Below are 24,791 nucleotides of genomic sequence, written 5' to 3'. Positions count from 1 at the left end.
ATCCTATCTAAAAGAGGTTTACTATGGAAGCAACTTTTATTTTAGCGTTATTATCTCATGGATACAAGGTACGTGCATCAACTTTGTATCATCTTTTAAAAGGCAAACGGACTAGCTCTGTTTTGATTTATGGGTTTTTATATGATTGTTTACGATTCATTGGCTGGTGGCCAACGATTTCCGAACAAGCCTATTTTCAATTTCTTGAAAAACTTTCGAAGGCGAAACAAATTCAGTATCACAAAGAGACAAATGAGATTCAACTAACAAAAGAAGGGCAACTATTTTTAAAGGAGCACCATTTTTCGTTGCTGGATTATCCTGCAATTGATCTTTATCGTTTTGGCAGAAGTGATCGAGAAAGTTGGCAACTCATTCAATTTGCCGTGCAAGTGACTTCGTATTTATCATTTGAGGAAAAACAGTATATTCCACTTTTATCAACACCGATTCCGCAACTATATTTGAAACGATGGTTACAACAAGACAAGAAAGAGCAGCGCGTTCAATCAATCAAAGAAGAACTGTTGCGAGGGTTTGAGTTACTACCTGAAGCAGAAAGCGACTATTTGGTTGCGCAACTTTCTGGTTATCAGCAAACTGGCAAAGTTCCTCAGCAATTAACAAGCCATAAGACAGTTCTTGAACAGCGTTTATGGCATACGCAAGCGGTTCATCATTTACTGCAGTTGATAATGTACGGAGGAAACTATCCTGCTTTACAAACGCTTGTATGGCCGTATCTAGAAAAAAATCTAAACCAAAGTATGCAAGAAACCCAACGATTGTTAACGGAAGGCAAGACGCTTCAAGAAATTGCTGAGCAGCGAAAAATAAAACCGAGTACCATTCATGACCATCTATTAGAGTTGGCTATTCAAGGGCAGCTGCAGGCGTCTGTTTATCTTGAAAAGGAGGCAATACTCCAAAACTTGGCTCAAACAGAACAAGATCCGCGGTTGTGGGTGTATCGGGATTGGCGAGCGCAAGAAGCGACGCTTTCTTATTTAGATTTTCGGTTATATCAAATCCAACAAATTTGGCAAAAAAAGGAGTGAGTGTTGTTGACATTAGAACAAGAATTATTCACTCGATTTGGTTACGCAGCGTTTAAGCCTGGTCAAAAAGAAGTGATTACAAACTTACTTGACGGTATGAATACATTGGCTGTTTTGCCAACAGGCACTGGCAAATCATTGTGTTATCAATTTGTGGGCCAAAAGTTAGAGGGACTAACGGTAATTGTTTCTCCCTTACTTTCGTTAATGGAAGATCAGGTGCGTCAATTACAAAGACAAGGAATTAAAGGTGCGGTTGCCTTAAACAGTACGTTACAGTATTCAGAAAAGCGTTATATTTTAGCGAAAATGTTCCAATACGATTATCTGTTTTTAAGCCCAGAAATGCTTTTGCAGCAAGAAGTACTTAGTGTGTTACAACGCCAAAAAATTGCATTATTTGTGGTGGATGAAGCCCATTGTGTTTATCAGTGGGGCGTCGATTTTCGCCCTGAATATAGTAAATTAGATCTGGTCCAAAAACAGCTAGACTTTCCTTTGACCTTGGCGTTAACTGCCACAGCGACACCCGTTGTACAGCACGCAATTATAAAACAATTATTTTCTCATGGTAGCTATCAAGAAGTTCTTTCTTCAGTGAATCGAAAAAATATTGGCTTGTTCGTGAAGGGAACGTCAGAAAAAGAAGAAGTATTACTAGATTACTTATCTAAAACGGCTGGTAAAATCATTATCTATTGCGCCACGCGCAACAAAACAGAACAAATCAGTCAACTTATTCAGGCAAAAACCAGTTTTAAGGTAGCCTATTATCATGGGGGCTTGGAGGCTAGTGAACGTAGTCGCTTGCAAGAACAATTTATTGATAATCAAATCGATATTCTTTGTGCAACGAATGCTTTTGGGATGGGAATCGACAAACCTGATGTTCGTGGAGTGATTCATTTTGATTTGCCTGATAGCTTAGAAAATTACCTACAGGAAATCGGGCGAGCTGGACGTGATGGTCAAAAAAGTTGGGCGCTATTATTGTATAAAAAAGGGGATGAATTTATTCATCGGTTTTTCTTAGAAGAGACAAGAGCGAATCGAGCGACCTTAAAATCGCTGATTGAAGGAGAAGAACAAGCAGGTTTGTTAGAAAATGCCACCGAGTTACAACAAAAATGGGTCCAAGGCTATTTAGCCAAGGATTATTCTTTTGAAGAGCTAGAGCATCGTTTAGAGGAGAAAGAAAAAGATCGTCAAGCGCAATTAAGAGGGATGCTGACGTATATTGAAACCACAACCTGTCGAAGAACGTTGATTCAAACTTATTTTCAAGAATCGATTGTAAAACAATCACCGGAAACTTGTTGTGATAATTGTGCGTTATTCTTTGACATTTACCAAGATTCAATAGTAAAATCGAACAAGACCAGCAATCAAAATGAAGAAGATTGGCGTTCTAAATTTCTAAAATTATTTAAAGAACGTGATTAATTCATTTTTTTAGTCGGCAGTTGGCAAAAGCTATGATATAATAACAAGCGAGAGAAGTTTAGGAGGAAATTAGCAGTGAGTAAAAAGGACAAAAAGAAAAACCAAGCTCGTGAGCCATGGGAACAATCAATTTATGAACCTGATCAAAATGGTGGTGGTTCTCGTTTAGCAAAACGCCAACAGCAACGAGGAAATTCATTATTTCTAACTGTTTTAGTTATTTTGCTATTATTAATTATTGCCATTCCAATTGGGACTTTCTTATGGATGATGCAAGACAAGAAACCGAACGAAAGTGCTAGCAAAAATAGCCAGCCATCTTCTTCATTAGTCCAATCATCATCAAAAGAGAAGAAAAAAGAAAGTACGTCAAAATCAGTGGAAAGCTCAGAACCAGCAAGCAGCCAACCAGCTGAAAATACAACACCTTCAAGTTCTGATGCTGCTGCACAGCAACAACAGGACCAACAAGCACAACAACAGCAACAGCAACAACAAGAGCAGCAACAACAACAAGAAGCTCAAAATCAACAACAGCAACAAGCGCAGAACCAACAACCTGTTTATGATACCGTTCAAAGTGGTGAAGGGGCACGTCAAGTTGCCGAACGTAACGGAATGACATTAGAACAAATTTTAGCGTTAAATCCTGGGATTGATACATCTGTGTTTTATCCGGGACAACCATTACGTATTAAATAATCCAGAAAAAGAGGTTTGGACAGCACTTTCAAGGGCTAAACCGCGACGGATGATTACATGAGAATGCCAATAAGCAGAAATTTCCGAAAGATGGTTTGCGTCTTTCGAGGGATTTCGGCTTATTGCTTTTTCGTTAGAAACTCGTCATCAGTTTAAATCCAAGTTCTTTTCTTCTGATTTTAATATAAAAGAAGAAGCGCATTTTAAAGGATGCATATCAGTTAAGGAGTTTTTTCATGGGGAAAATCAGTATTGCTATTGACGGACCAGCTTCGTCAGGCAAAAGTACAGTTGCAAAAATTTTAGCAAAACAATTGAATTATGTGTATTGTGACACGGGTGCCATGTACCGAGCGATTACGTATCTGGCCTTGCAAAATCAAATCGACATTCAAGCGGAAGAACCATTAGTAGCGCTTTGTGTCAACCACACTATTTCTTTTCAGCAAGCAGAGAATGGCCAACGTGTTTTTATCGACGGTCATGAAGTGACCGAAGCGATTCGCCAGCCAGATGTAACGAATGCTGTTTCAGCTGTTTCAAAACATGCAAAAGTTAGAGAAGAAATGGTGGCGTTACAACAGAAAATTGGTCAAGCCGGCGGAGTTGTCATGGATGGTCGAGATATTGGTACTGCAGTTTTACCAAAGGCCGAAGTAAAGATATTCTTGGTGGCTAGCGTTGAAGAACGTGCAGAACGTCGTTTTAAAGAAAATCAAGAAAAAGGGATTGAGACGGATTTTGAAACCTTGAAGGCGGAGATTGAACGTCGGGATTATTTAGATTCAACCAGAGAAGTATCACCCCTTGTCCAAGCAAGTGATGCTGTGAAAATCGATACAACAGGGTTGACGATTGAAGAAGTCGTCGCCGCCATACAAAATGTGATTAAACAAAAAGGTTTTGAACTTTTTTAAAGAATTTTAAGAAAAATAGAAGAAATCGCTTTATTTTTTTACAAAAATCTCGTACTATGTAAGTATATATAGCTAAGTTTTGGAATTTTTGTTGGCATAGGAGGATAAGAGGCATGACAGATTTTGAAGACAAACAAGTAGCAAACAACGAAACAATGGAAGATGCAATGAACAGCGTTCAAGAAGTCAGTGTTGGCGATATTGTTAAAGGCGAAGTTTTAGCCATTGAAGACAAACAAGTTGTTGTCGGCATTGAAGGAGCGGGCGTTGAAGGCGTTGTTCCTGCAAAGGAATTATCGACTTTACCAGTTGAAGATGTACACGAACTTGTGAAAGTCGGTGATGTGTTAGATTTAGTTGTTATCACATCAATTGGCAAAGATAAAGAAAACGGCAGTTATTTACTGTCAAAACGCCGTTTAGATGCTAAAAAAGTTTGGGAAGAAATTGAACAAGATTTCCAAGCGGGCAAAGTAATCGAAGCACCTGTTACAAATGTTGTTAAAGGTGGTTTGGTTGTTGATGTCGGTGTTCGCGGATTTGTTCCTGCCTCAATGGTTGAAGATCATTTTGTTGCAGATTTTTCTGAATATAAAGGTCAAACACTAGCATTTAAAATTATTGAAATCGAACCTTCAGAAAACCGCTTAATTCTTTCACATAAAGCAGTTGTTGAAGCTGAAAAAGAATCGAAAAAAGAAGAATTACTTTCTTCTTTACATGACGGAGACGTTGTTGAAGGGAAAGTAGCTCGTTTAACAGATTTCGGTGCATTCATTGATTTAGGTGGCGTGGATGGTTTAGTTCATGTTTCTGAAATTGCTCATCAGCATGTGGGCAAACCAAGTGATGCGTTAACTGTTGGCGAAGACGTTCAAGTAAAAATTCTTTCAATTAATCCAGAAGAAGGACGTATTTCTTTATCTATTAAAGAAACATTGCCTGGACCATGGACAGATATCGAAACAAAAGCAGCCGCTGGGACTGTTTTAGATGGCACAGTAAAACGCCTAACAAGCTTCGGTGCCTTTGTGGAAGTTTTCCCTGGTGTGGAAGGATTAGTGCATATTTCTCAAATTTCTCACAAGCACATTGCAACGCCTCATGAAGTCCTTCATGAAGGGGATCAAGTACAAGTGAAAGTTTTAGAAGTTAATCCAGAGGAACATCGTATTGCTTTAAGTATCAAAGCGTTAGAACCAAAACCTGAGTCTCAAGAAGAACCAAAAGAAGAACAGGAATATGAATTGCCTGAAGAAAATACTGGTTTTACCATGGGCGATATTTTAGGTGACGCTTTATCTGATGCGAAAGAAGAGGAATAACACGTTACTTTCTTGAAATTTATGAGTTTGACATAGCCGTAAACAGATCGGCTATGTCAAACTCATTTTTTCTTGAATTGGTTAGAAAATCAGCAGAAACTAAAACTTTTCTTGCACTTTAAGGTTTGATTAGGTAAACTAGTAAGGATTGAAATTCTCAAGGAGGGAATCAAATGGCAAATCCAACTATTGCGATTGTCGGTAGACCGAATGTCGGTAAATCGACTATTTTTAACCGCATTGCCGGTGAGCGTATCTCGATTGTAGAAGATACTCCTGGCGTAACACGCGACCGTATTTATACAACTGGAGAATGGTTAGGGCGTGAATTTAGTATTATTGATACAGGTGGGATTGATTTAGGTGACGAACCATTTATGGATCAAATCAAACACCAAGCAGAAATTGCGATTGATGAAGCAGATGTGATTATCTTTGTTGCTAGTGGCCGTGAAGGAATTACTGATGCAGATGAGTTAGTAGCAAAAATTTTATATCGTAGTAATAAACCAGTGATCTTAGCTGTTAATAAAGTTGACAATCCTGAAATGCGTAATGATATTTATGAATTTTATGCTTTAGGACTAGGGGATCCTTTCCCAGTTTCTGGTAGTCATGGTTTAGGCATTGGCGATGTGTTAGACGAAGCAGTTAAACATTTTCCTAACACTTCAGAAGAAGAGGACGAAGATACAATTAAATTCAGTTTAATCGGGCGTCCAAATGTCGGTAAATCATCATTGATTAATGCTATTCTTGGTGAGGATCGCGTGATTGTTTCAGATATTGAAGGAACAACGCGAGATGCAATCGATACGTATTTTGAATCTGAAGAAGGTCAAAAGTTCTTAATGATTGATACAGCTGGTATGCGTAAACGTGGAAAAGTATACGAATCAACTGAAAAATATAGCGTCATGCGCGCAATGCGGGCGATTGAACGCTCAGACATTGTTTTAATGGTCTTGAATGCAGAAGAAGGTATTCGTGAGCAAGACAAGCGTGTGGCGGGCTATGCCCATGAAGCAGGTCGCGGTATTATTATCGTGGTCAACAAATGGGATACAGTCAAAAAAGATACAAATACAATGCGTGATTTTGAAGCGGAAATTCGTGATGAATTCCAATATTTAGATTATGCACCCATTATTTTTGTGTCTGCATTAACCAAACAACGTTTAAACAAACTGCCTGAACTAATTGAAACAGTAAGTATGAATCAAAACTTACGGATTCCTTCAGCGTTGTTAAATGACGTTATAATGGATGCTGTAGCAATTAATCCGACACCAACTGATAAAGGAAAACGTTTGAAGATTTTTTATGCAACACAAGTGGCAGTCAAACCACCTACATTTGTTATTTTTGTCAACGAAGAAGAACTAATGCACTTTTCTTATGCCCGGTTTTTAGAAAATCAAATCAGAAAAGCATTTACGTTTGAGGGCACGCCGATTAAAATCATTCCGCGACGCCGAAAATAGTGCATTCTACCATACTTTTTTTAGATATTCAAATAAATTTATCAACTTTGAGAAAAAATGATTATTTTTTGAAAAAACTGGTTAAAATACACTAAAAACCTTGCTATTACAACTTTCTTATGCTATCTTGTTAACAGAATATTGAACCAGATCAATATTTGCTGTCTGTTTTTGGACCACTCAAAAATAGACGGAACTTTAGGTGTGTAAAAACATCGTATCTCTTATAGAGGAGGTGAAATGATCCATGGCAAATAAAGCAGAATTAATCGAAAACGTTGCATCTTCAACTGGTTTAACTAAAAAAGATGCTACTGCAGCAGTAGACGCTGTCTTTTCAACAATTCAAGAAACTCTTGCTAAAGGTGAAAAAGTTCAATTAATCGGTTTTGGTAACTTTGAAGTTCGCGAACGCGCAGCTCGTAAAGGACGTAACCCACAAACTGGACAAGAAATTCAAATCGCTGCAAGCAAAGTACCTGCATTCAAACCAGGTAAAGCATTGAAAGATGCAGTGAAATAAGACAGACAATTAGAACCCTTGGTTTCCAAGGGTTCTTTTTTGAATCATACATAAAAAATGTTATTTTAAGAGGTGGTCGAGACAGTACGCTAAAAGGCTAAATTGTAACGAGCCTTGGGTGAGAAAAACGTGCTTCGCTCCGAGAATCAAGCGGGAACGGTTCGACACTCGCTCCTTGCTTTTTTGATAAAAAGAGAAAGATTTATGAATGAAGGACAAAAATAAGTTGTTGCCAGTAGCTGTTTTTTAGTGGTTATGCTAGACTTGGGGTGAAGGAAGAGGAAACAGTCTTAAGGTGGTGAATCAATGAAATACAACTATTCTAGAGGGGAAAACAAGGTCGCTATTATTTATGGAGAAACATTTGCTTCCGTCCTAAAAAAACGACCAGTAACGACGGAGTCAATCGTTGTTTTGGCGAATCAGCGTTACTATGATCTTTTTTCGGAGAAGATTAATTATGCCTTTGGGGAACAGTTGGGATTAAACTGGTATATTTGTCGCAATGATGTTCATTGCAATGACTTATCAGAATTAGAAAGTGTGTTACGTTTCTTAGCTGATTGGCCAGAAAATCAGGATGTTTTATTGATTGGTTTAGGTAATGAAGGGGTACTACAATTAACCGCATTTTTGCACCAAGTAAGTAAGTGTTCCTCCAAATGTTGGCTGATGCCTGTGTCTGTTCAAGCGTTACGGCAAGGACTTTTACCAAGTGTCACAATTCAGCAAGCACAGCATGCAACCATGCATATAGAAAATCATTCAGAAGAAATTTTGTTTGATAGTACCTTGACCAATAAAAAAGGTGCCGCTCCTTTAATTGATTTGCTCGTTTTTATTCGAGCGGGTCTTGTCTGTGATTATGCTTATTTACAAATGCTATACCAAACGTATCCAGATAAAAAACGGTTGAATCAAACGTCATTTAATGGTATTTTAGACGAGTTGTTATCTTTTTATGAACAAGCAGGGGAAAAAGTGGATCAATTTGGCCGAGTTTTTGAAGCGGCCTTTGCTACAACCGAAAATGGCCATTTGTTATCAGGTCCCATGAAACGATTATTGGGATTATTGTTACAAGTTTTATGGAGCCAGCAAGTCAATCACTTTGACTTTCAATTTAAAAATTTTATCGTTTGGTTTATTCGCTTAGGTTTTCCGGTGGCGTTTCCAAAAGAAATTTTAAGTGCTGATTACGCAGAACAAGTCTTGGCTCACACAGAAACACTAGGTCCTCCTATGGTGTTGGGAAAAATCGGTCAACTAGGAGCAGCTTTAAAGCCAACGCCCGATCAACTGTTAACAACGATTGAAAGATACCAAGAAATTTTAAAAGAGATTTGAGGGGAAATTATGTCATATAGTGAAAAAATGGTTCAAGCATTACAAGCTGAAAATTTAGCAGAAGCACAGTTAATGTTTGAAGAAGCATTAAAGAAAGATGATGAAAATACCTTAGCTGATTTAGGGGAAACGTTATTATCTTTAGGTTTTCTAGAAGAAGCCAAACAAATTTTCCAACAATTGTTGGAACAATTTCCCGATGCAGATGGCTTAAACATTCCATTAGCAGAAATCGCCATTGAAAATAATGAAATAGATGACGCATTCATCTATTTAGAAAAAATTCCAGAAACTAGTGACAGTTATGTCCAAAGCCTCTTAGTTACTGCGGATTTGTACCAAGTTTTAGGGATTCCAGAAGTCAGTGAAGCGAAATTAAAAGAAGCAGCCAATCTTATGCCAGAAGAGCCGTTAATTCAATTTGCTTTGGGAGAACTATACTTTACAAATGGTCAATTTGTCGAGGCTATTACTCGTTATCAAAGCATTGTAGAAAGCGGGACAGCGCAAATCTCTGCTATTTCCTTGAATGAACGCTTAGGAAGTAGTTACAGCATGTTAGGTGATTTTGAAGAAGCAGTTCCTTATTTGGAAGCCGCGGTCAAAGAAGAACAAACAGACGATCGTTTATTCCAGTTAGCTTTCACTTATTTACAGTTACATGAGAATCAAAAAGCCATTGCGTTGTTCCAGCAATTAAAAACACTAAACCCACATTATCAATCACTTTATCTATATTTAGCGGAAGCGCTCCAAGAAGAAGAGCAATTAGAGGAAGCAAAAGCGGTGATCGAAGAAGGAATTGCGGAAAACCCCTTCCAAGTAGAGTTATACCAATTTGCCTCTGAAAATGCCTATCGCTTACACGATATTGCTGGTGCTGAAAACTGGTTGTTAAAAGCTTTGGAATTAGGTGAGAAAACAGATGAAAGTCGTTTGACCTTAAGTAATCTCTACATCACGGAAGAGCGTTTTGAGGAAGTAATTACTATCTTAAATGATTTAGAGGAAACGGATCATCCTTATGCTGAATGGAACTTAGCAAAAGCGTACAACGAATTAGAAGACTTTGCCGTCGCTAAAGTTCATTATGAACAAGCAGCGCAAGAATTGTCTCACGAACCAGAATTTCTAAAAGAATACGCATTGTTCTTACGAGAAGAAGGCGAACTTGAAAAAGCAAAACACTTGTTATACCACTATTTGGAACATGAACCTAGTGATGTCGACATGCAATCTGTGCTAGCAGATATGGAAGAAAGATAGGAAACGACGATGTTTGTTAGTTTATCAGAAAAGAAAAAATTTTTAACTTGGTTAGTGAATACCGTGCCTTTTGGAAGAAGAGAAGTACTGTGGATTTTAAATTACTTATTAACGCACGATGCGATTTTAAATAATGTTCATTTTGTTGAGAACGTAGAAAAAACCGATCGGGGGATTCGTGTGGTAGCGGATGGTTTAGGTAAGGAGCCGTTATTGCTTTTTATCCAAGCACAAGAATTTACAGATCCGGAACAAATTTTTCACGAGATTCGGATGAATTGGCGGAAAGCTCTTTATTTAGAATGTGTATTTCCAGAGGCTTGGCAAACGAGCCAGTATTTATCTGTTTTAGAAGATAATCCGTTTGCGCCATGGAATGAACAAGTGGATCAGGAAGTTGCCAGAGCGATTGATCAATACTTTAAGCAAGAAGAACAAACGCAACGAATGGCATTACTTAAAGCTCAAATTGATGATGCTTTAGAAACAGGCAACAAAGAAGCGTTTTTAGAATTATCCGATGAATTAAATCGTTTGAAACAACAATAAATAAAACCCAGCATTTTCAATAAATGCTGGGTTTTATTTATTGTTTTAATTTAAAGCGCCGTTGTTTGCTGGGTTTTGCATAAGTAAAGCCTTCGCCAATTGCTTCATGTACGTTAATGATGGACACAAAGGCTTTTTCATCTATTTCATTAGCAATCCGTTTGACTTCCATTATTTCTCGAGGACTGACTACCGTGTAGAGAACCCGTTTTTCCACTTGTGAATAAGCACCTTCACCATTTAAATATGTTACCCCACGTTCTAAAGAAGCCATTAAACTTTGACCGATTTCTTCGGAATGATTGGAAACAATTAAAATTCCTTTCGCAGCATAGGCTCCATCGAGTACAGAATCAACAACACGACTGAAAACAAAGGACACAATTAAAGTATACATCATTCGTTTGACATCAATATAGGTCAACGAGAGGAGTAAGACTGCAACATCAAAAAGTAACAACGAACGGCCCATGCTAATCCCAAAGTATTTTTCGAAAATGCGGGCAATGACGTCGGTCCCACCAGTGGTTCCGCCTACGCGGTAAACAAGGCCACTCCCGAATCCTGCGGCCAAACCAGCTAGGAGAGCAGCAATCAATAAATCATGATCTAAATTAATTTCAACAGGAAATTTTTGCCAAAACCACAAAAATACCGATAACGACACGGTACCAATTAGCGTATAATAGAGGGAACGTTTGCCTAAAATTTTCCCACCAATTAATAAGAGCGGAATATTGATTAATAATGTCGTATATGCTGGGTTAAAATGAAATAAGGCTCTTAAAATCAAAGTAATCCCCGTGACACCACCTTCGGCCAGGTCATTGGCAATATTGAAAGTAACCAAACCAAAGGCATAGATACAGCTTCCTAATACAATAAATAACACATCTTTAAAATAAAATCTTTGTTCTTCCATTTAATCACGTCCTTTTACAGTATAAACTGTATCATTCTCTATATAAAACAACAAGTAGAACCTTTCCAGATAGCCAAGTTTTTGATAAGATGTAGGAGGTAGAGTAAGAAAGGTTGGGGTAAAATGTCAGAATCAGAACAACGTAGTTTGCAATCGATGCAAACGGAAGTTGATGATTATATTCAACAGTTTAAAACAGGCTATTTTTCACCATTAGGACAAATGGCTCGTTTGACGGAAGAGGTCGGAGAATTAGCCCGTGAAGTCAATCATTATTATGGTGAAAAACAGAAAAAAGCAGACGAAAAACCAAAGACAGTATCAGAGGAACTTGGAGATGTCTTTTTTGTATTGATTAGCATGGCAAATTCTTTAGAGATTGATTTAACCGAAGTTTTTGAAGAAAATATGGCTAAATTTAACAAGCGGGATCGCTATCGCTTTGAAAGAAAGGATGGGAAAACACATGATTAAAATAATTGTCGCTGGGTTTAAAGGACGGATGGGCAGTACTGCTACACAAATGGTCTTAGAAACCGCAGACTTTGAATTAGTAGGTGTGTATGATCCTCATGAAGCACAAGAAACTGTTTCTTTCAATGATGAAACAGCAATTCCCGTTTTTCAGCGCTTAGAAGAAGTCCTAGCTGTCAAACCAGATGTTTGGATTGATTTTACGGTTCCTGAAGCCGCCTATCCAAATACACGTTTTGCGTTGGAACATGGTATGGCGCCAGTTGTTGGGACGACAGGCTTTACGGAGGAACAAATCAACGAATTGACAAACCTATCTCGAGAAAAAGCCATCGGCGGCTTAATTGCGCCAAATTTTGCAATTGGGGCAGTTTTAATGATGCAATTTGCCCAAAAAGCGGCGCAGTATTTTCCAGATGTGGAAATCATTGAATTACATCATGATAACAAATTGGATGCACCGAGCGGAACGGCTATAAAAACTGCAGAAATGATTCAAGAAGTTCGGCCAGCAAAAAAACAAGGGAATCCGCAAGAGGTAGAATCAATACCAGGGGCACGCGGGGCTGATTACGAGGGTCTGCGAATCCATAGTGTCCGCTTACCTGGTTTAGTGGCACACCAACAAGTCCAATTTGGCAGTGTAGGTGAAGGGCTCACTATTCGGCATGATTCTTATGATCGGCGTTCATTCATGACAGGAGTGGCGTTAGCTTGTCGGCAAGTGGTACAGAGAACAGAACTACTTTACGGATTGGAACAGATGCTATGAAATTGACAACTATTCCAAACGAATTTAAAGAAGCCGCTCCCGTTATTCGTGAAATCAATGCACAGGGCTTTGAAGCGTATTTTGTCGGGGGCAGCGTCCGTGATGCTTTATTAAATAAACCAATCCATGATGTCGATATTGCGACAAGTGCCTATCCAGAAGAAATTAAGCAAATTTTTAAACGAACCGTTGATGTGGGTATCGAACATGGTACAGTCCTTGTATTGATGGAAGACCAACAGTATGAAGTAACAACCTTTCGTACCGAGTCAACTTATCAAGACTTTCGCCGACCAGATGAAGTCACCTTTGTTCGCTCCTTGAAAGAAGATTTAAAACGGCGAGATTTTACGATTAATGCCTTGGCTCTTGACAGCACAGGCGAAATCATTGATTTATTTGACGGTATCGAAGATTTAACTAATCAAACCATTCGTGCAGTCGGCAATCCCCATGAGCGGTTTCATGAAGATGCTCTGCGGATGATGCGGGGCTTACGCTTTGCTAGCCAATTAGATTTTAAAATTGAAGAAAAAACCTTAGCCGCTATCGCTGAATTTCATCCTTTATTGGAAAAAATTTCAGTAGAACGCATTACAATTGAATTTGTAAAAATGCTTTTAGGGGTTAATCGACAAGGTGGCTTAGCTCCGTTTATTGAAACAGAATGCTATCAATACTGTCCAAAATTACGAGAACAAGGGGCTGGACTTTTTCGTTTAATGGACTTGCCTGCTCGTCAAATTGAAACAGAAGCAGAAGCGTGGGCGTTACTTATCCAATCGTTGAATTTACCAGAAGCAGAAATTCGCTCCTTCTTAAAAGCTTGGAAACTTTCAAATCAATTAATTCAAAACGTTTCACAATTAGTACGCGGTTTGCGTTTTCGCTTGAGTAACGACTGGCAGCCAATGATGCTTTATGAATTAGGCGAAGAATCAGCAGTACTTGTTGAAAGGCTTTTATATTATTACCAACAAGAGAGTCAAGTACAAGTAACAAAAGAGTTAGTTAAGGCATTACCCATCCATCAAAGACATGAATTGGCCATCACAGGAAAAGACCTTTTAGCCATCTTAGAAGAAACACCAGGCAAATGGTTAGGGGAACTGATTGCTGAAATCGAGCAACACGTTGTTGAAGGTAGCTTAGAGAATAAACAAGAAGTTCTGCTTTCGTTTGCCAAAAAACAACGTTCAAAAGGAGAGAAAGCATAATGCCAACAGAAATGTTTACAAAAGAATTCTTGGTGAAAGAATCACAAACGGCTAAAATGCTCGGTTCTGGTGACTTAGAAGTTTTAGGAACCCCTGCTTTAGCTGCCATGATTGAACAAACAGCCAAAGAAGCTGTGAAGGACCAATTATCAGTTGGGGAAACAACTGTCGGAACGGTGTTAGAATTGCGCCACTTATTTCCATCCGCGGTAGGGGCGACAATCGTTGTTACGATGACCAGCATTGAACAGACTGCACACAAAATACGCTATGAATTTGTTGCTTATGAAGGAGAACGACAAATTGCCAAAGGTTCTCACCAACGTGCAGTAGTTGAGATTGATTCTTTTTTAAAAAGAATAACAAAAGATTAAGAATCTACAGCGAAAGTTTGTGACCGTTTATCAAAAGTATGGTAAACTAATAATGTAAGAAATTATTTTTAAGTAAGGAGATTTGTGCTATGGCTAGAGAAATGACAGGACTTAAATTTTATTTCAGAAATGGTGAAACTTGGACGATTGATCGTCGTTTTATTGGTGATTTATGGATCAAACATATTACAACAAGTTTTGGCCGTATCCATGGTAGTGAATTTGTTGAAATTCATCCATGTGAAGGGTTCAAAATTGAAATTTTCCAAGAAGGAGATCATGTTCAAACCCACGATATTAACTTAGGTGGCTTAGAATTAGGGATGTTCTCTCGTGCTTTAAAATATGAAGATATCGAACGTATGGAAATTCTTTACAAAAATGGCACACCAGATTTAGTTTATTTCCCTTACAAAGATAAAACAGATGAGGGCTTGGATAACATCTATCAATCTACAAAAGTCAGCGAAAAAACTAAAAACTTATACATTGTTATCGACCCAACACAAACAGTTGACGATGTATACGCTGAAGAATTAAAATAATTTTTGCCCCACAGGAATCAGTGAAATGACTGGTTCCTGTGGCTTTTTTCAGTCTTTTGACGAATAAAATAACATTGTTTTTAATGGAATAGTCGAAAAAATAAGCGAATAAGTGTTGACACATGTTTTTTCTAGCGGTATACTGTTAACAATTCTTAATTAAATCAGTTTTGGAGTGATTCTTATGACAACAACGAAGAAAAACCATACACAACTGAATAACTTTTACTTTAGCTATTTTAGATAGGTTTGTATTCATAACATTATGGGTACAGACAACAAACGTTTGTATCTATAATGGCTAGGGAAATTTAAGATGACTTTCAGCCATGTAGATTTAAGAAAATCTATAGTGGCTTTTATATTGCTTTTTTGTAGGGTATTCACTGTAGATTTTTCTTAAAATTTACTGTGAATATCCTTTTTGTTTGGCCAAAAATTAGGATTTCAGAAACTTACTAAAAAAATTTCGTAAAGGAGCACACAGGATGAAAGAAATAACTGGAGCCACTCGTTTAGCTGGGCTATTCGCGAAACCCAGCCAACACAGTATTTCACCGTTGATTCATAATACAGCATTTCAAAATTTAGGAGTTGATGCTCGGTATCTGGCGTTTGACGTTGGACAAGAGACATTGCCACAAGCAATTGAAGCGATTCGAACGTTTCACATGTTAGGGGCCAACTTATCAATGCCCAATAAAGTGGCGGCTGTAAGTTATATGGATGAACTAAGTCCTACCGCTCAACTGGTTGGCGCAATTAATACGATTGTCAACAAAGATGGAAAACTTTACGGAGACAGCACGGATGGTACTGGTTTTATGTGGAGTTTGAAAGAGAAAAAGGTTGACGTTTTTCAGAATAAAATGACCATCTTAGGAACAGGTGGTGCAGCCTTATCAATCATTGCCCAAGCTGCTTTAGATGGCGTGAAAGAAATCGCCGTTTACAACAGGAAAAGCTCGGGGTTTAACGACAGTCAAAAAAAACTGGCAAATTTCACTGAACGAACCAACTGTGTAATCCATTTAAACGATTTAGCGGATACTGAAAAACTAGCAAAAGATGTTGCTGAAAGCGTCTTGTTAGTTAATGCAACGAGTGTGGGTATGCATCCACATGCACATAGTAGTCCTATAGAAAATTATGCAATGATTCAACCGAAGTTATTCGTGTATGATGCTATTTATAATCCCAGAGAAACACAGTTATTAAAAGAAGCCCGTTTACGTGGCGCAGAAACAAGCAACGGCTTGGACATGCTACTTTATCAAGGAGCTGTTGCTTTTGAACAATGGACAGGACAAAAAATGCCTGTATCAGTCGTGAAACGTAAAATTGAAAATAGATAAAAAGAGCGCCGTTTAAAGGCATGAGGAGAGAATATAATGATCGTAATTATGAAAGAAAATGCAACCGAAAAGCAAATGAAACAAGTCATTGATTTAGTAACAGGTGCAGGCTTAACTACTCAAACAAGTCAAGATAATGGAAAAACAGTGATCGGCTTGATTGGTGATACAGAAAAATTAGTTGAAGCAGAGTTAACAGCATTAGAAGGCGTGGAGAAAAGTGTACGCATTTCGTTGTCTTACAAACTAACGAGTCGTTTATTTCATCCAGAGAATACAGTGGTTGATGTGAACGGTGTTAAAATCGGTGACGGCAGTATGACCATGATGGCGGGCCCTTGTTCAATCGAAAGCTTAGATCAGATTCGTGAATGTGCGCGAATTGCTAAAGCTGGCGGTGCAACAATTTTACGAGGTGGTGCATTCAAACCTAGAACGTCGCCATACGCTTTCCAAGGACTAGAAGAAGAAGGACTAAAATACATTCGCCAAGCGGCTGATGAATTAGATATGCAAGTCATTACAGAAGTGATGGATGAAGCGAATTTAGAACTTGTCGCAAAATACAGTGACATTTTACAAATCGGTGCGCGCAACATGCAAAATTTCAAGTTATTACAAGCGGTTGGTAAAACTGGAAAACCTATCGGCTTAAAACGCGGGATTGCTGGTACGATTGATGAATGGCTAAACGCAGCTGAATACATTGCTGCGCAAGGAAATTTCAATGTGATCTTCATTGAACGTGGGATTCGTACGTACGAAACCGCTACGCGCAATACACTTGATTTAAGTGCGGTGCCTTTAATTAAAAAATTAAGTCATTTTCCAATTATTGTTGATCCGAGTCATGGTGTTGGTATCTGGGATTTAGTACCGCCAATGGCCCGAGCAGGTGTTGCTTCAGGTGCGGACGGCTTGATTGTAGAAATTCACCCAGACCCAGCGAATGCGTGGTCAGATGGGCCACAATCCTTGAATGAAAAAACTTACCTACGTATGATGAAAGAAGTTCATATCATCGAAAAAGCAATGAAAGAAATTAATGCTTTAGAAGATTAGTAAAGACAGAGGAGTAGAGGACATGAAATTAACCGTAACGTTACCTACACATTCATATGATTTAACCATCGAAACAGGTGCCTTAGATAAAATTGGCACCTGGGTACGTAGCCTGTGGCAGCCACAACGGGTAGCGATTATTACCGATGAAACGGTGAATAAATTATATGGCGCAGCTGTTGAGAAAGAATTGCAAGCTGCTGGTTTTGAAACATCATTGATTGCTGTAGCGGCAGGTGAACAAAGTAAGAGCCTCGAAACAGCTCAGCTGCTTTATGATTTTTTAGCGGAACAGCAATTGACTCGAAGTGATGGTCTAATTGCTCTAGGTGGAGGCGTTGTGGGAGATCTAGCTGGATTTGTCGCTTCAACCTATATGCGCGGTATTCACTTTTTGCAAGTACCAACAACCTTACTGGCACAAGTAGATAGTAGCATTGGAGGTAAAACAGCGGTTAATACTAAAAAAGCCAAAAATCTTGTCGGTACTTTTGCCCAACCAGATGGGGTTTTAATTGATCCTAATACACTTAAAACATTAGAACCTAGACGTGTTCGTGAAGGAATTGCAGAAATTGTAAAATCAGCAGCTATCGCTGATGTTGAATTGTGGCACCGTTTATCCTCTTTGGAAAATGAACAAGATTTAGTGGCACATGCAGAAGAAATTATCACGGCCTGTTGCAAGATTAAACGTGATGTCGTCGAAGAAGATGAATTAGATTTGGGCTTACGTTTGATTCTGAATTTTGGGCATACGATCGGCCACGCATTAGAAAATACAGCTGGTTACGGGGTGATTGCTCACGGTGAAGGCGTTTCTTTAGGAATGATTCAAATAACTCAAGTCGCAGAACAACAAGGGCTTTCTCCACTTGGGACTACCCAAGAGTTGGTCACCATGCTAGAAAAGTTCCATTTACCAGTAACGACAGATCGTTGGTCAGAAGAACGTCTCTATCAAGCCATTACACATGATAAAAAAACACGTGGGGGACAGATTAAAATCATTGTCTTAGAAAAAATTGGTCAAGCGAAAATTGTCTCTTTACCAACGGAAGAAATTCGAGCATTTTTAAACAGAGAAGGAGGAATTTAAGATGCGCTTTATTACAGCAGGCGAATCACATGGACCTGAATTAACTGCTATTATTGAAGGCTTACCAGCCGGCTTGCCTTTAAGTAGCGAAGAGATTAACCGAGAATTAGCAAGACGTCAAGGCGGTTACGGTCGTGGAGGACGGATGAAAATTGAAAAAGACCAAGTACGTATTACTTCGGGTATTCGGCATGGTAAAACACTTGGCTCACCAGTAACGTTGATTGTCGAAAACAAAGACTGGAAAAATTGGACCTCCGTGATGTCAGTAGAGCCAGTTCCTGAAAAACAAAAGAAAATCCGCCGCGTCAGCAAACCACGTCCAGGACATGCTGATTTAGTCGGTGGCATGAAATATCAACATGATGATTTACGGAATGTTTTAGAACGGTCTTCGGCACGAGAAACAACGATGCGTGTGGCGATTGGTGCGGTTGCTAAAAAACTCTTAGCTGAACTGGATATCCAAGTCGCTGGGCATGTCACGGTATTAGGTGGGATTGAAGCTACGATCCCTGAAAATTTAACGATTCGTGAAATTCAAGAACGATCTGAACAATCTGTCGTTCGCGTATTAGATCCTTCCGTAGAAGAAAAAATGAAAGAACTAATTGACCAAACCAAGAAAAATGGCGATACAATTGGTGGGGTAGTAGAAGTACTTGTGGGTGGCGTTCCAGCTGGCTTAGGTAGCTATGTTCAATGGGATCGTAAACTAGATGCCAAAATTGCGCAAGCTGTTGTAAGCATCAATGCTTTTAAAGGTGCTGAGTTTGGCATTGGATTTGAAATGGCGCAACGCCCTGGTAGTCAAGTGATGGACGAGATTGTTTGGGACGAAAGTACAGGTTATACCAGAACTTCCAACAATTTAGGCGGTTTTGAAGGAGGAATGACCAATGGAATGCCAATCATCGTTCGTGGTGTCATGAAACCTATTCCAACCCTTTATAAACCATTACAAAGCGTGAATATTGATACAAAAGAGCCTTATAAGGCCAGTGTTGAGCGCTCTGATAGCACGGCGGTACCGGCCGCTAGCGTTGTTTGTGAAGCCGTTGTTGCAACGGAAGTAGCGAAGGCTATGCTCGAAAAATTTGATAGTGACTCATTTGAACAAATGAAAGAAGCAGTGAAACGTTATCGCCTATATACTCAAAACTTTTAATGGAAGAAAGTCGCAAGTATATGGAGGGAAAAAATGAAGAAACGTATTTTAATCGTAGGATTAGGGCTAATCGGGAGTTCACTGGCTTTGTGTATCAAAAAAGGACATCCCAGCAGTGAGATTATCGGTTTCGATAATCAAGCGGATACAACTGGATTTGCTAAGAAAACGGGTCTAATTGACGAGGTAGCTGAATCTTTAACAAGTGGGGCAAGACGAGCAGAGATTATTTTTCTTTGTTCCCCAGTTAAAGCAACTTTAGTACAACTAGAAGAATTAAACCAATTATCACTAGAAACTGCTCTGATCACAGATGTGGGTAGTACCAAGGTGGAAATTAATCAGTTAGCAACAAAGCTTAACATGAAAAATTTTATTGGTGGTCATCCAATGGCTGGTTCACATAAATCCGGCGTAACAGCCGCTGATGAACGTTTGTTTGAAAATGCCTACTATATTTTTACCGATGACCATGGCGAAAAAAACAAACAGATTCAGGAGTTACAAACGTTACTAAAAGGAACGCATGCGAAGTTTATTACGATGCCTGCACAGGAACATGATGAAATTACTGGTGCTCTAAGTCACTTGCCACATATTGTTGCCGCAGCTTTAGTGAACGAAAGTCAGCAACTGAATACCACTTACCCTAGAGCGCAGCAGCTAGCGGCTGGAGGATTCAGAGATATTACTCGAATTGCTTCCTCTGATGCAACGATGTGGACGGATATTTTATTAAGCAATCGCTTAGTATTATTGGACTTACTAGAAAATTGGCAAAAAGAGATGACTACTGTTTGCCAATGGTTAACAGAAAAAAATGCCCCAGCCATTCGTAATTTTTTTGATAAGGCCAAAGAAACACGTGCTCAGTTGCCCATTCATAAAGAAGGCGCAATCCCAGCTTTCTATGATTTGTTTGTTGATGTACCAGATCAACCAGGAATCATTGCTGAAATTACGCAAATTTTAGGCGAAGCGGACCTTTCTCTTACAAATATTAAAATTTTAGAAACGAGAGAAGAAATCTATGGGATTCTTCAATTGTCTTTTAAAAATCAATCAGACTGCCAAGCTGCAAAACAAATTTTATCTAAAAAAACGAACTATACGTGTTACGAAAAATAAGAGGTGATGAGGGTGCAACTACGTACAAATGTGAAACATTTACAAGGGACTCTGATGGTTCCTAGCGACAAATCGATTTCCCATAGAAGTATTATGTTTGGAGCGATTTCTTCTGGAAAAACGACGATTACAAATTTTCTAAGAGGCGAAGATTGTTTAAGTACCTTAGCGGCGTTTCGTTCTTTAGGTGTGAACATTGAAGATGACGGGACGACAATCATCGTTGAGGGGCAAGGATTTGCAGGCTTAAAAAAGGCGAAGAATACAATTGATGTTGGAAATTCAGGGACAACAATTCGTCTGATGCTGGGCATTTTAGCTGGCTGTCCCTTTGAAACGCGCCTAGCTGGTGATGCGTCTATTGCCAAACGACCGATGAATCGTGTGATGCTTCCTTTAAACCAAATGGGAGCGGAATGTCAAGGGGTTCAGCAAACGGAGTTTCCGCCAATTTCTATTCGCGGGACTCAAAATTTGCAACCTATTGACTACACAATGCCTGTTGCGAGTGCTCAAGTGAAATCGGCTATTTTATTCGCCGCTTTGCAAGCCGAGGGCACTTCTGTAGTGGTTGAGAAAGAAAAGACACGTGATCATACAGAAGAGATGATTCGACAATTTGGTGGGACACTTGAAGTAGACGGTAAAAAAATTATGTTAACTGGACCGCAACAATTAACAGGTCAAAATGTGGTAGTTCCTGGTGATATCTCTTCTGCAGCTTTCTTTTTAGTTGCGGGTTTAGTAGTCCCAGATAGCGAGATACTTCTGAAAAATGTTGGCTTAAATCAAACGCGGACAGGTATTTTAGATGTGATTAAAAACATGGGTGGTTCCGTCACTATTTTAAATGAAGATGAGGCCAATCACTCTGGCGATTTACTTGTAAAAACGAGTCAATTAACAGCTACAGAGATTGGTGGCGCTATTATCCCACGTTTAATTGATGAGTTACCGATTATTGCTTTGTTAGCTACTCAGGCTACTGGCACGACAATCATTCGAGATGCAGAAGAATTGAAAGTCAAAGAAACCAATCGGATTGATGCAGTAGCGAAAGAATTAACAATTTTAGGCGCCGACATCACGCCTACTGATGATGGCTTAATTATACATGGACCAACTTCTTTACATGGTGGAAGAGTTACCAGTTATGGGGATCATCGTATCGGGATGATGTTACAAATTGCTGCATTACTTGTAAAAGAAGGCACTGTTGAATTAGATAAGGCTGAAGCAGTTTCAGTTTCTTATCCAGCATTTTTTGACGACTTAGAACGTTTAAGTTGTTAACGAAGGAGGATAACGAACCATGGAAAGCATTGTTTTAATTGGTTTCATGGGTGCGGGTAAAACAACTATCGGCCAAAGTTTGGCCAATAAACTAAAGATGCCTCATCTTGATTTAGATACAGCGTTAATTGAAAAAATAGGACGCTCAATTCCTGACTATTTCGAAAAATATGGTGAAGCAGCTTTCCGAGAACAGGAAACCCAACTTTTAAAGGAGCTGTCAAAAAATACAGCCGTCCTTTCAACTGGGGGCGGGATTGTTGTCGGACCAGAAAATCGTAGCTTATTAAAATCTTTTCAGCAAGTGATTTATTTACATGCGACACCAGAAGAGCTGTTAAAAAGAATCGCAGAAGATACTGAAAACCAACGCCCCTTAGCTATAGAACGTTCTTCAAAAGAAATCATTACTTTATTTGAGTCTCGTAAAAATTTTTATGAAGAATGTGCGAAGATGACAATTGATACGACCAATCGCTCACCAGAAGAAATTATCAATGAAATTCTGCAACAATTAAAGGAGTAGAGAAACGATGAAAGTTGGTTATTTAGGTCCGATTGGTTCCTTTACGTACAGTGCAACGTTGGCTGCTTTTCCTGATGCTACATTGATACCGTACGCATCGATTCCAGCTTGCTTGAAAGCAATTGAACAGCAAGAAGTGACATGTAGCATTATTCCAATAGAAAACACGATTGAAGGAACTGTTAACGCATCGATAGATTATTTGTATCATCAAGCGCAGTTACCTGTCCAAGCAGAGTTAGTTTTACCGATTCAACAACAATTAATGGTGGCAAAAGAGAATCAATCGATCTGGCAACAAAGTCAGAAAATTTTATCACATCCGCAAGCATTAGCTCAATCGCAGATGTTTCTAGAGAAAAACTTTCCAGAAGCGATTTTAGAAGCAACGCCTTCAACAGCTTACGCCGCCAAATACATTGCAGAACATCCAGAATTACCTTTTGCAGCTATTGCACCAAAACTTTCTGCGGAAATGTATGATTTGACCATTGTTGAAAAAAATATACAAGATTTATCGGTAAATCAAACCCGATTTTGGGTTCTTGGTTCTGAAAATTTAGCGATTTCTTTCCCGCTATCTGAGAAAAAAATAACGCTGGCGATTACGATGCCAAGTAATGTTCCTGGCTCTTTACACAAAGCATTAAGCGTGTTTAGTTGGCGAGGGATTAATCTTAGCAAAATAGAATCGCGGCCGTTGAAAACAAAGCTAGGAGAGTACTTCTTTTTAATGGACTTAGTGAATGATCAACCAGAAAAATTAATTGAAGCAGTCTTAACAGAACTGGAACTCATTGGCGCAGAAATAAAAATTTTAGGGGATTACCCGATCTATGTTTTGTCCACACTTTAAAGAGTTAAAAATGAAAATGAAGCTTACTTATTAGATAAAGTGAGTTTCATTTTTTATTAAATTACATATTTGTAATAGGAATTTCCTGCGAAATGAGGTATCCTAAGAAAGGTGATAAAACACAGAGGTAAAGGAGTGACACGATGAGTCGTGTAGATCGTTATAAACATATTCATGAAAAATCGAGACCAGCAGAGCATAAAAAGACCTTTAATCCCCGAAAATCAATGGGTGAACATAGAGAAGAAGAACCAGAAGAACTAGCTGAAAGCCTTCAAGAGCCAGTTTACGAAGACAGCTATACTGAGGACAGTCGCAGAAGTGAGAGGCGACATCAAACAGATTCAGGTGGTGGCAACGGTTCTGACCAACCACCCCGCGGAAAAAAAGACAAGAAACCAAAAAAGAAACGTAAAAAATCAAAAACAAAACGCTTTTTCAAATGGCTAGTGATCCTATTGATTCTGTTATTTGCCTATAGTACAGTCATGTTTTTAAAAGGAAAATCTGCAGCAGAACATGATGACTCGTTGCCTCAAGAAAAAGTAGAAACATTTAATGGTGTCAGAAGTAGCAACGGGGCTAAGAATATTTTAATTCTTGGCAGCGATACACGTGGGGAAGATGCTGGACGAGCCGACACAATAATGGTTCTCCAACTAAATGGACCATCAAAAAAACCGAAATTAATTTCATTTATGCGTGATACATTCGTGGACATTCCTGGTGTCGGGCCGAATAAAATTAATGCCGCATACGCTTATGGCGGTGCTGAATTGGTTCGTGAAACGTTAAAACAAAACTTTAATTTAGATACGAAATATTATGCTAAGGTAGATTTCCAATCATTTGAAAAAATTGTTGACTCTATGTTTCCAAAAGGTGTCAAAATCGATGCAGAAAAATCACTGAATTTAGATGGTGTTGATATTGAAAAAGGGCAACAGGTCATGGATGGACATGTCTTACTTCAATACGCTCGCTTTAGGATGGATGAAGAAGGCGACTTTGGTCGGGTTCGTCGCCAACAACAAGTTATGTCAGCTGTAATGAGCCAAATGAAAAACCCAATGACTTTATTAAGAACCCCAGAATCACTTGGGAAATTAGTCGGCTATATGTCGACAGATGTGCCTGTTAGTTTCATGTTAACGAATGGACCATCATTGTTGATTAAAGGAAAAGCAGGGGTTGAGTCATTATCGGTTCCGGTACCAGATTCTTGGAATTTTGGTGAATCCTCTTATGCAGGCAGTATTTTAGAAGTAGATGAACAAAAAAATGCTGACGTCATCGAAAAATTCCTGAACGAATAAGGAAAGCATTTTAAAATATCCTTTTTTATGCTATATTAGAAACAACGTGGAAAATTAGTGAAACGAGGTT

At 38.8% G+C, this 24,791-nt stretch carries 25 protein-coding genes; 24 read left to right on the top strand and 1 reads right to left on the bottom strand.

Annotated elements, in window-relative coordinates; all coding sequences use genetic code 11:
- The first annotated feature begins 23 nt into the window (after positions 1 to 23).
- The 10 genes from IGL80_RS07690 (at position 24) to IGL80_RS07645 (ending at position 10,614) form a co-directional block, all read left to right on the top strand.
- The gene (locus tag IGL80_RS07690) at positions 24 to 1,058 is read left to right on the top strand and encodes a helix-turn-helix domain-containing protein (protein ID WP_002360348.1); all 1,035 of its coding nucleotides are present in this window, start codon (positions 24 to 26) and stop codon (positions 1,056 to 1,058) included.
- Positions 1,059 to 2,501, top strand: a complete 1,443-nt coding sequence (locus tag IGL80_RS07685) for a RecQ family ATP-dependent DNA helicase (RefSeq protein ID WP_002404319.1) — start codon at positions 1,059 to 1,061, stop codon at positions 2,499 to 2,501.
- A 75-nt stretch (positions 2,502 to 2,576) separates the two neighbouring features.
- Positions 2,577 to 3,203, top strand: a complete 627-nt coding sequence (locus IGL80_RS07680) for a LysM peptidoglycan-binding domain-containing protein (RefSeq protein WP_002360346.1) — start codon at positions 2,577 to 2,579, stop codon at positions 3,201 to 3,203.
- 236 nt (positions 3,204 to 3,439) lie between these two features.
- Complete coding sequence (cmk, locus tag IGL80_RS07675) at positions 3,440 to 4,120, top strand: (d)CMP kinase (RefSeq protein ID WP_002357612.1); 681 nt, start codon at positions 3,440 to 3,442, stop codon at positions 4,118 to 4,120.
- A gap of 113 nt (positions 4,121 to 4,233) precedes the next feature.
- On the top strand, positions 4,234 to 5,445 hold the full coding sequence (rpsA, locus tag IGL80_RS07670) for a 30S ribosomal protein S1 (protein WP_002360341.1): 1,212 nt from the start codon (positions 4,234 to 4,236) through the stop codon (positions 5,443 to 5,445).
- Positions 5,446 to 5,618: 173 nt separating this feature from the next.
- Complete coding sequence (der, locus tag IGL80_RS07665; RefSeq protein WP_002360340.1) at positions 5,619 to 6,929, top strand: ribosome biogenesis GTPase Der; 1,311 nt, start codon at positions 5,619 to 5,621, stop codon at positions 6,927 to 6,929.
- A gap of 247 nt (positions 6,930 to 7,176) precedes the next feature.
- On the top strand, positions 7,177 to 7,452 hold the full coding sequence (locus tag IGL80_RS07660; protein WP_002357604.1) for an HU family DNA-binding protein: 276 nt from the start codon (positions 7,177 to 7,179) through the stop codon (positions 7,450 to 7,452).
- Positions 7,453 to 7,758: 306 nt separating this feature from the next.
- Positions 7,759 to 8,799 (top strand): hypothetical protein, encoded by a 1,041-nt coding sequence (locus IGL80_RS07655; RefSeq protein WP_002360338.1) that lies wholly within the window; start codon positions 7,759 to 7,761, stop codon positions 8,797 to 8,799.
- Between the two features lie 9 nt (positions 8,800 to 8,808).
- A complete protein-coding gene (locus tag IGL80_RS07650; RefSeq protein ID WP_173965581.1) occupies positions 8,809 to 10,065 on the top strand; it encodes a tetratricopeptide repeat protein in 1,257 nt (418 codons plus the stop codon).
- Between the two features lie 9 nt (positions 10,066 to 10,074).
- Positions 10,075 to 10,614 carry a ReoY family proteolytic degradation factor gene (locus IGL80_RS07645; protein ID WP_002360333.1) on the top strand — a complete coding sequence of 180 codons (540 nt, stop codon included), beginning with the start codon at positions 10,075 to 10,077 and terminating at the stop codon, positions 10,612 to 10,614.
- Positions 10,615 to 10,651: 37 nt separating this feature from the next.
- On the opposite strand, the gene IGL80_RS07640 is transcribed toward IGL80_RS07645, so the two are convergent.
- Positions 10,652 to 11,536, bottom strand: a complete 885-nt coding sequence (locus IGL80_RS07640) for a YitT family protein (protein ID WP_002357595.1) — start codon at positions 11,534 to 11,536, stop codon at positions 10,652 to 10,654.
- Between the two features lie 123 nt (positions 11,537 to 11,659).
- Here IGL80_RS07640 and IGL80_RS07635 point away from each other — a divergent pair, with 123 nt between their 5' ends.
- The 14 genes from IGL80_RS07635 (at position 11,660) to IGL80_RS07570 (ending at position 24,721) form a co-directional block, all read left to right on the top strand.
- Positions 11,660 to 12,010 (top strand): nucleotide pyrophosphohydrolase, encoded by a 351-nt coding sequence (locus tag IGL80_RS07635; RefSeq protein WP_002363944.1) that lies wholly within the window; start codon positions 11,660 to 11,662, stop codon positions 12,008 to 12,010.
- Positions 12,003 to 12,782: a 4-hydroxy-tetrahydrodipicolinate reductase gene (dapB, locus tag IGL80_RS07630; protein ID WP_002360330.1), complete on the top strand. Its 780-nt coding sequence runs from the start codon at positions 12,003 to 12,005 to the stop codon at positions 12,780 to 12,782. Before IGL80_RS07635 ends, dapB begins: the two co-directional genes overlap by 8 nt.
- The gene (locus IGL80_RS07625; RefSeq protein WP_002404318.1) at positions 12,779 to 13,999 is read left to right on the top strand and encodes a CCA tRNA nucleotidyltransferase; all 1,221 of its coding nucleotides are present in this window, start codon (positions 12,779 to 12,781) and stop codon (positions 13,997 to 13,999) included. The genes dapB and IGL80_RS07625 overlap by 4 nt, the downstream gene beginning before the upstream one ends.
- Positions 13,999 to 14,373 (top strand): thioesterase family protein, encoded by a 375-nt coding sequence (locus tag IGL80_RS07620; RefSeq protein WP_002357588.1) that lies wholly within the window; start codon positions 13,999 to 14,001, stop codon positions 14,371 to 14,373. Before IGL80_RS07625 ends, IGL80_RS07620 begins: the two co-directional genes overlap by 1 nt.
- An 89-nt stretch (positions 14,374 to 14,462) precedes the next feature.
- Complete coding sequence (locus tag IGL80_RS07615; RefSeq protein WP_002357586.1) at positions 14,463 to 14,918, top strand: hypothetical protein; 456 nt, start codon at positions 14,463 to 14,465, stop codon at positions 14,916 to 14,918.
- 488 nt (positions 14,919 to 15,406) lie between these two features.
- Positions 15,407 to 16,273 carry a shikimate dehydrogenase gene (aroE, locus tag IGL80_RS07610; protein WP_002360326.1) on the top strand — a complete coding sequence of 289 codons (867 nt, stop codon included), beginning with the start codon at positions 15,407 to 15,409 and terminating at the stop codon, positions 16,271 to 16,273.
- A 36-nt stretch (positions 16,274 to 16,309) separates the two neighbouring features.
- Positions 16,310 to 17,335 carry a 3-deoxy-7-phosphoheptulonate synthase gene (gene aroF, locus IGL80_RS07605; RefSeq protein WP_002363948.1) on the top strand — a complete coding sequence of 342 codons (1,026 nt, stop codon included), beginning with the start codon at positions 16,310 to 16,312 and terminating at the stop codon, positions 17,333 to 17,335.
- A gap of 22 nt (positions 17,336 to 17,357) precedes the next feature.
- The gene (aroB, locus tag IGL80_RS07600) at positions 17,358 to 18,434 is read left to right on the top strand and encodes a 3-dehydroquinate synthase (RefSeq protein WP_002357583.1); all 1,077 of its coding nucleotides are present in this window, start codon (positions 17,358 to 17,360) and stop codon (positions 18,432 to 18,434) included.
- Between the two features lies 1 nt (position 18,435).
- Positions 18,436 to 19,602: a chorismate synthase gene (gene aroC, locus IGL80_RS07595; RefSeq protein WP_002360324.1), complete on the top strand. Its 1,167-nt coding sequence runs from the start codon at positions 18,436 to 18,438 to the stop codon at positions 19,600 to 19,602.
- A 33-nt stretch (positions 19,603 to 19,635) separates the two neighbouring features.
- Positions 19,636 to 20,730: a prephenate dehydrogenase gene (locus IGL80_RS07590; RefSeq protein ID WP_002360323.1), complete on the top strand. Its 1,095-nt coding sequence runs from the start codon at positions 19,636 to 19,638 to the stop codon at positions 20,728 to 20,730.
- Between the two features lie 54 nt (positions 20,731 to 20,784).
- Positions 20,785 to 22,023 carry a 3-phosphoshikimate 1-carboxyvinyltransferase gene (gene aroA / locus IGL80_RS07585; protein ID WP_373879082.1) on the top strand — a complete coding sequence of 413 codons (1,239 nt, stop codon included), beginning with the start codon at positions 20,785 to 20,787 and terminating at the stop codon, positions 22,021 to 22,023.
- Positions 22,024 to 22,042: 19 nt separating this feature from the next.
- Positions 22,043 to 22,549: a shikimate kinase gene (locus tag IGL80_RS07580; RefSeq protein WP_002360319.1), complete on the top strand. Its 507-nt coding sequence runs from the start codon at positions 22,043 to 22,045 to the stop codon at positions 22,547 to 22,549.
- 7 nt (positions 22,550 to 22,556) lie between these two features.
- Positions 22,557 to 23,405, top strand: coding sequence for a prephenate dehydratase (pheA, locus tag IGL80_RS07575; RefSeq protein WP_002360317.1), 849 nt, complete (start codon positions 22,557 to 22,559; stop codon positions 23,403 to 23,405).
- 143 nt (positions 23,406 to 23,548) lie between these two features.
- The gene (locus IGL80_RS07570; protein ID WP_002404317.1) at positions 23,549 to 24,721 is read left to right on the top strand and encodes an LCP family protein; all 1,173 of its coding nucleotides are present in this window, start codon (positions 23,549 to 23,551) and stop codon (positions 24,719 to 24,721) included.
- Positions 24,722 to 24,791 lie beyond the last annotated feature (70 nt).

It is taken from the genome of Enterococcus sp. DIV2467a (assembly GCF_050532945.1).
Taxonomy (GTDB): domain Bacteria; phylum Bacillota; class Bacilli; order Lactobacillales; family Enterococcaceae; genus Enterococcus; species Enterococcus faecalis.
This window is presented reverse-complemented; position numbering and strand designations above follow the sequence as displayed.

Bases quoted from the DNA above. Each gene is read 5' to 3' on its own strand.
- IGL80_RS07690 (WP_002360348.1), top strand. From the start codon at position 24: ATGGAAGCAACTTTTATTTTAGCGTTATTATCTCATGGATACAAGGTA.
- cmk (WP_002357612.1), top strand. From the start codon at position 3,440: ATGGGGAAAATCAGTATTGCTATTGACGGACCAGCTTCGTCAGGCAAA.
- rpsA (WP_002360341.1), top strand. From the start codon at position 4,234: ATGACAGATTTTGAAGACAAACAAGTAGCAAACAACGAAACAATGGAA.
- der (WP_002360340.1), top strand. From the start codon at position 5,619: ATGGCAAATCCAACTATTGCGATTGTCGGTAGACCGAATGTCGGTAAA.
- IGL80_RS07660 (WP_002357604.1), top strand. From the start codon at position 7,177: ATGGCAAATAAAGCAGAATTAATCGAAAACGTTGCATCTTCAACTGGT.
- IGL80_RS07655 (WP_002360338.1), top strand. From the start codon at position 7,759: ATGAAATACAACTATTCTAGAGGGGAAAACAAGGTCGCTATTATTTAT.
- IGL80_RS07650 (WP_173965581.1), top strand. From the start codon at position 8,809: ATGTCATATAGTGAAAAAATGGTTCAAGCATTACAAGCTGAAAATTTA.
- IGL80_RS07645 (WP_002360333.1), top strand. From the start codon at position 10,075: ATGTTTGTTAGTTTATCAGAAAAGAAAAAATTTTTAACTTGGTTAGTG.
- IGL80_RS07640 (WP_002357595.1), bottom strand. From the start codon at position 11,536: ATGGAAGAACAAAGATTTTATTTTAAAGATGTGTTATTTATTGTATTA.
- IGL80_RS07635 (WP_002363944.1), top strand. From the start codon at position 11,660: ATGTCAGAATCAGAACAACGTAGTTTGCAATCGATGCAAACGGAAGTT.
- dapB (WP_002360330.1), top strand. From the start codon at position 12,003: ATGATTAAAATAATTGTCGCTGGGTTTAAAGGACGGATGGGCAGTACT.
- IGL80_RS07625 (WP_002404318.1), top strand. From the start codon at position 12,779: ATGAAATTGACAACTATTCCAAACGAATTTAAAGAAGCCGCTCCCGTT.
- IGL80_RS07620 (WP_002357588.1), top strand. From the start codon at position 13,999: ATGCCAACAGAAATGTTTACAAAAGAATTCTTGGTGAAAGAATCACAA.
- IGL80_RS07615 (WP_002357586.1), top strand. From the start codon at position 14,463: ATGGCTAGAGAAATGACAGGACTTAAATTTTATTTCAGAAATGGTGAA.
- aroE (WP_002360326.1), top strand. From the start codon at position 15,407: ATGAAAGAAATAACTGGAGCCACTCGTTTAGCTGGGCTATTCGCGAAA.
- aroF (WP_002363948.1), top strand. From the start codon at position 16,310: ATGATCGTAATTATGAAAGAAAATGCAACCGAAAAGCAAATGAAACAA.
- aroB (WP_002357583.1), top strand. From the start codon at position 17,358: ATGAAATTAACCGTAACGTTACCTACACATTCATATGATTTAACCATC.
- aroC (WP_002360324.1), top strand. From the start codon at position 18,436: ATGCGCTTTATTACAGCAGGCGAATCACATGGACCTGAATTAACTGCT.
- IGL80_RS07590 (WP_002360323.1), top strand. From the start codon at position 19,636: ATGAAGAAACGTATTTTAATCGTAGGATTAGGGCTAATCGGGAGTTCA.
- aroA (WP_373879082.1), top strand. From the start codon at position 20,785: ATGGTTCCTAGCGACAAATCGATTTCCCATAGAAGTATTATGTTTGGA.
- IGL80_RS07580 (WP_002360319.1), top strand. From the start codon at position 22,043: ATGGAAAGCATTGTTTTAATTGGTTTCATGGGTGCGGGTAAAACAACT.
- pheA (WP_002360317.1), top strand. From the start codon at position 22,557: ATGAAAGTTGGTTATTTAGGTCCGATTGGTTCCTTTACGTACAGTGCA.
- IGL80_RS07570 (WP_002404317.1), top strand. From the start codon at position 23,549: ATGAGTCGTGTAGATCGTTATAAACATATTCATGAAAAATCGAGACCA.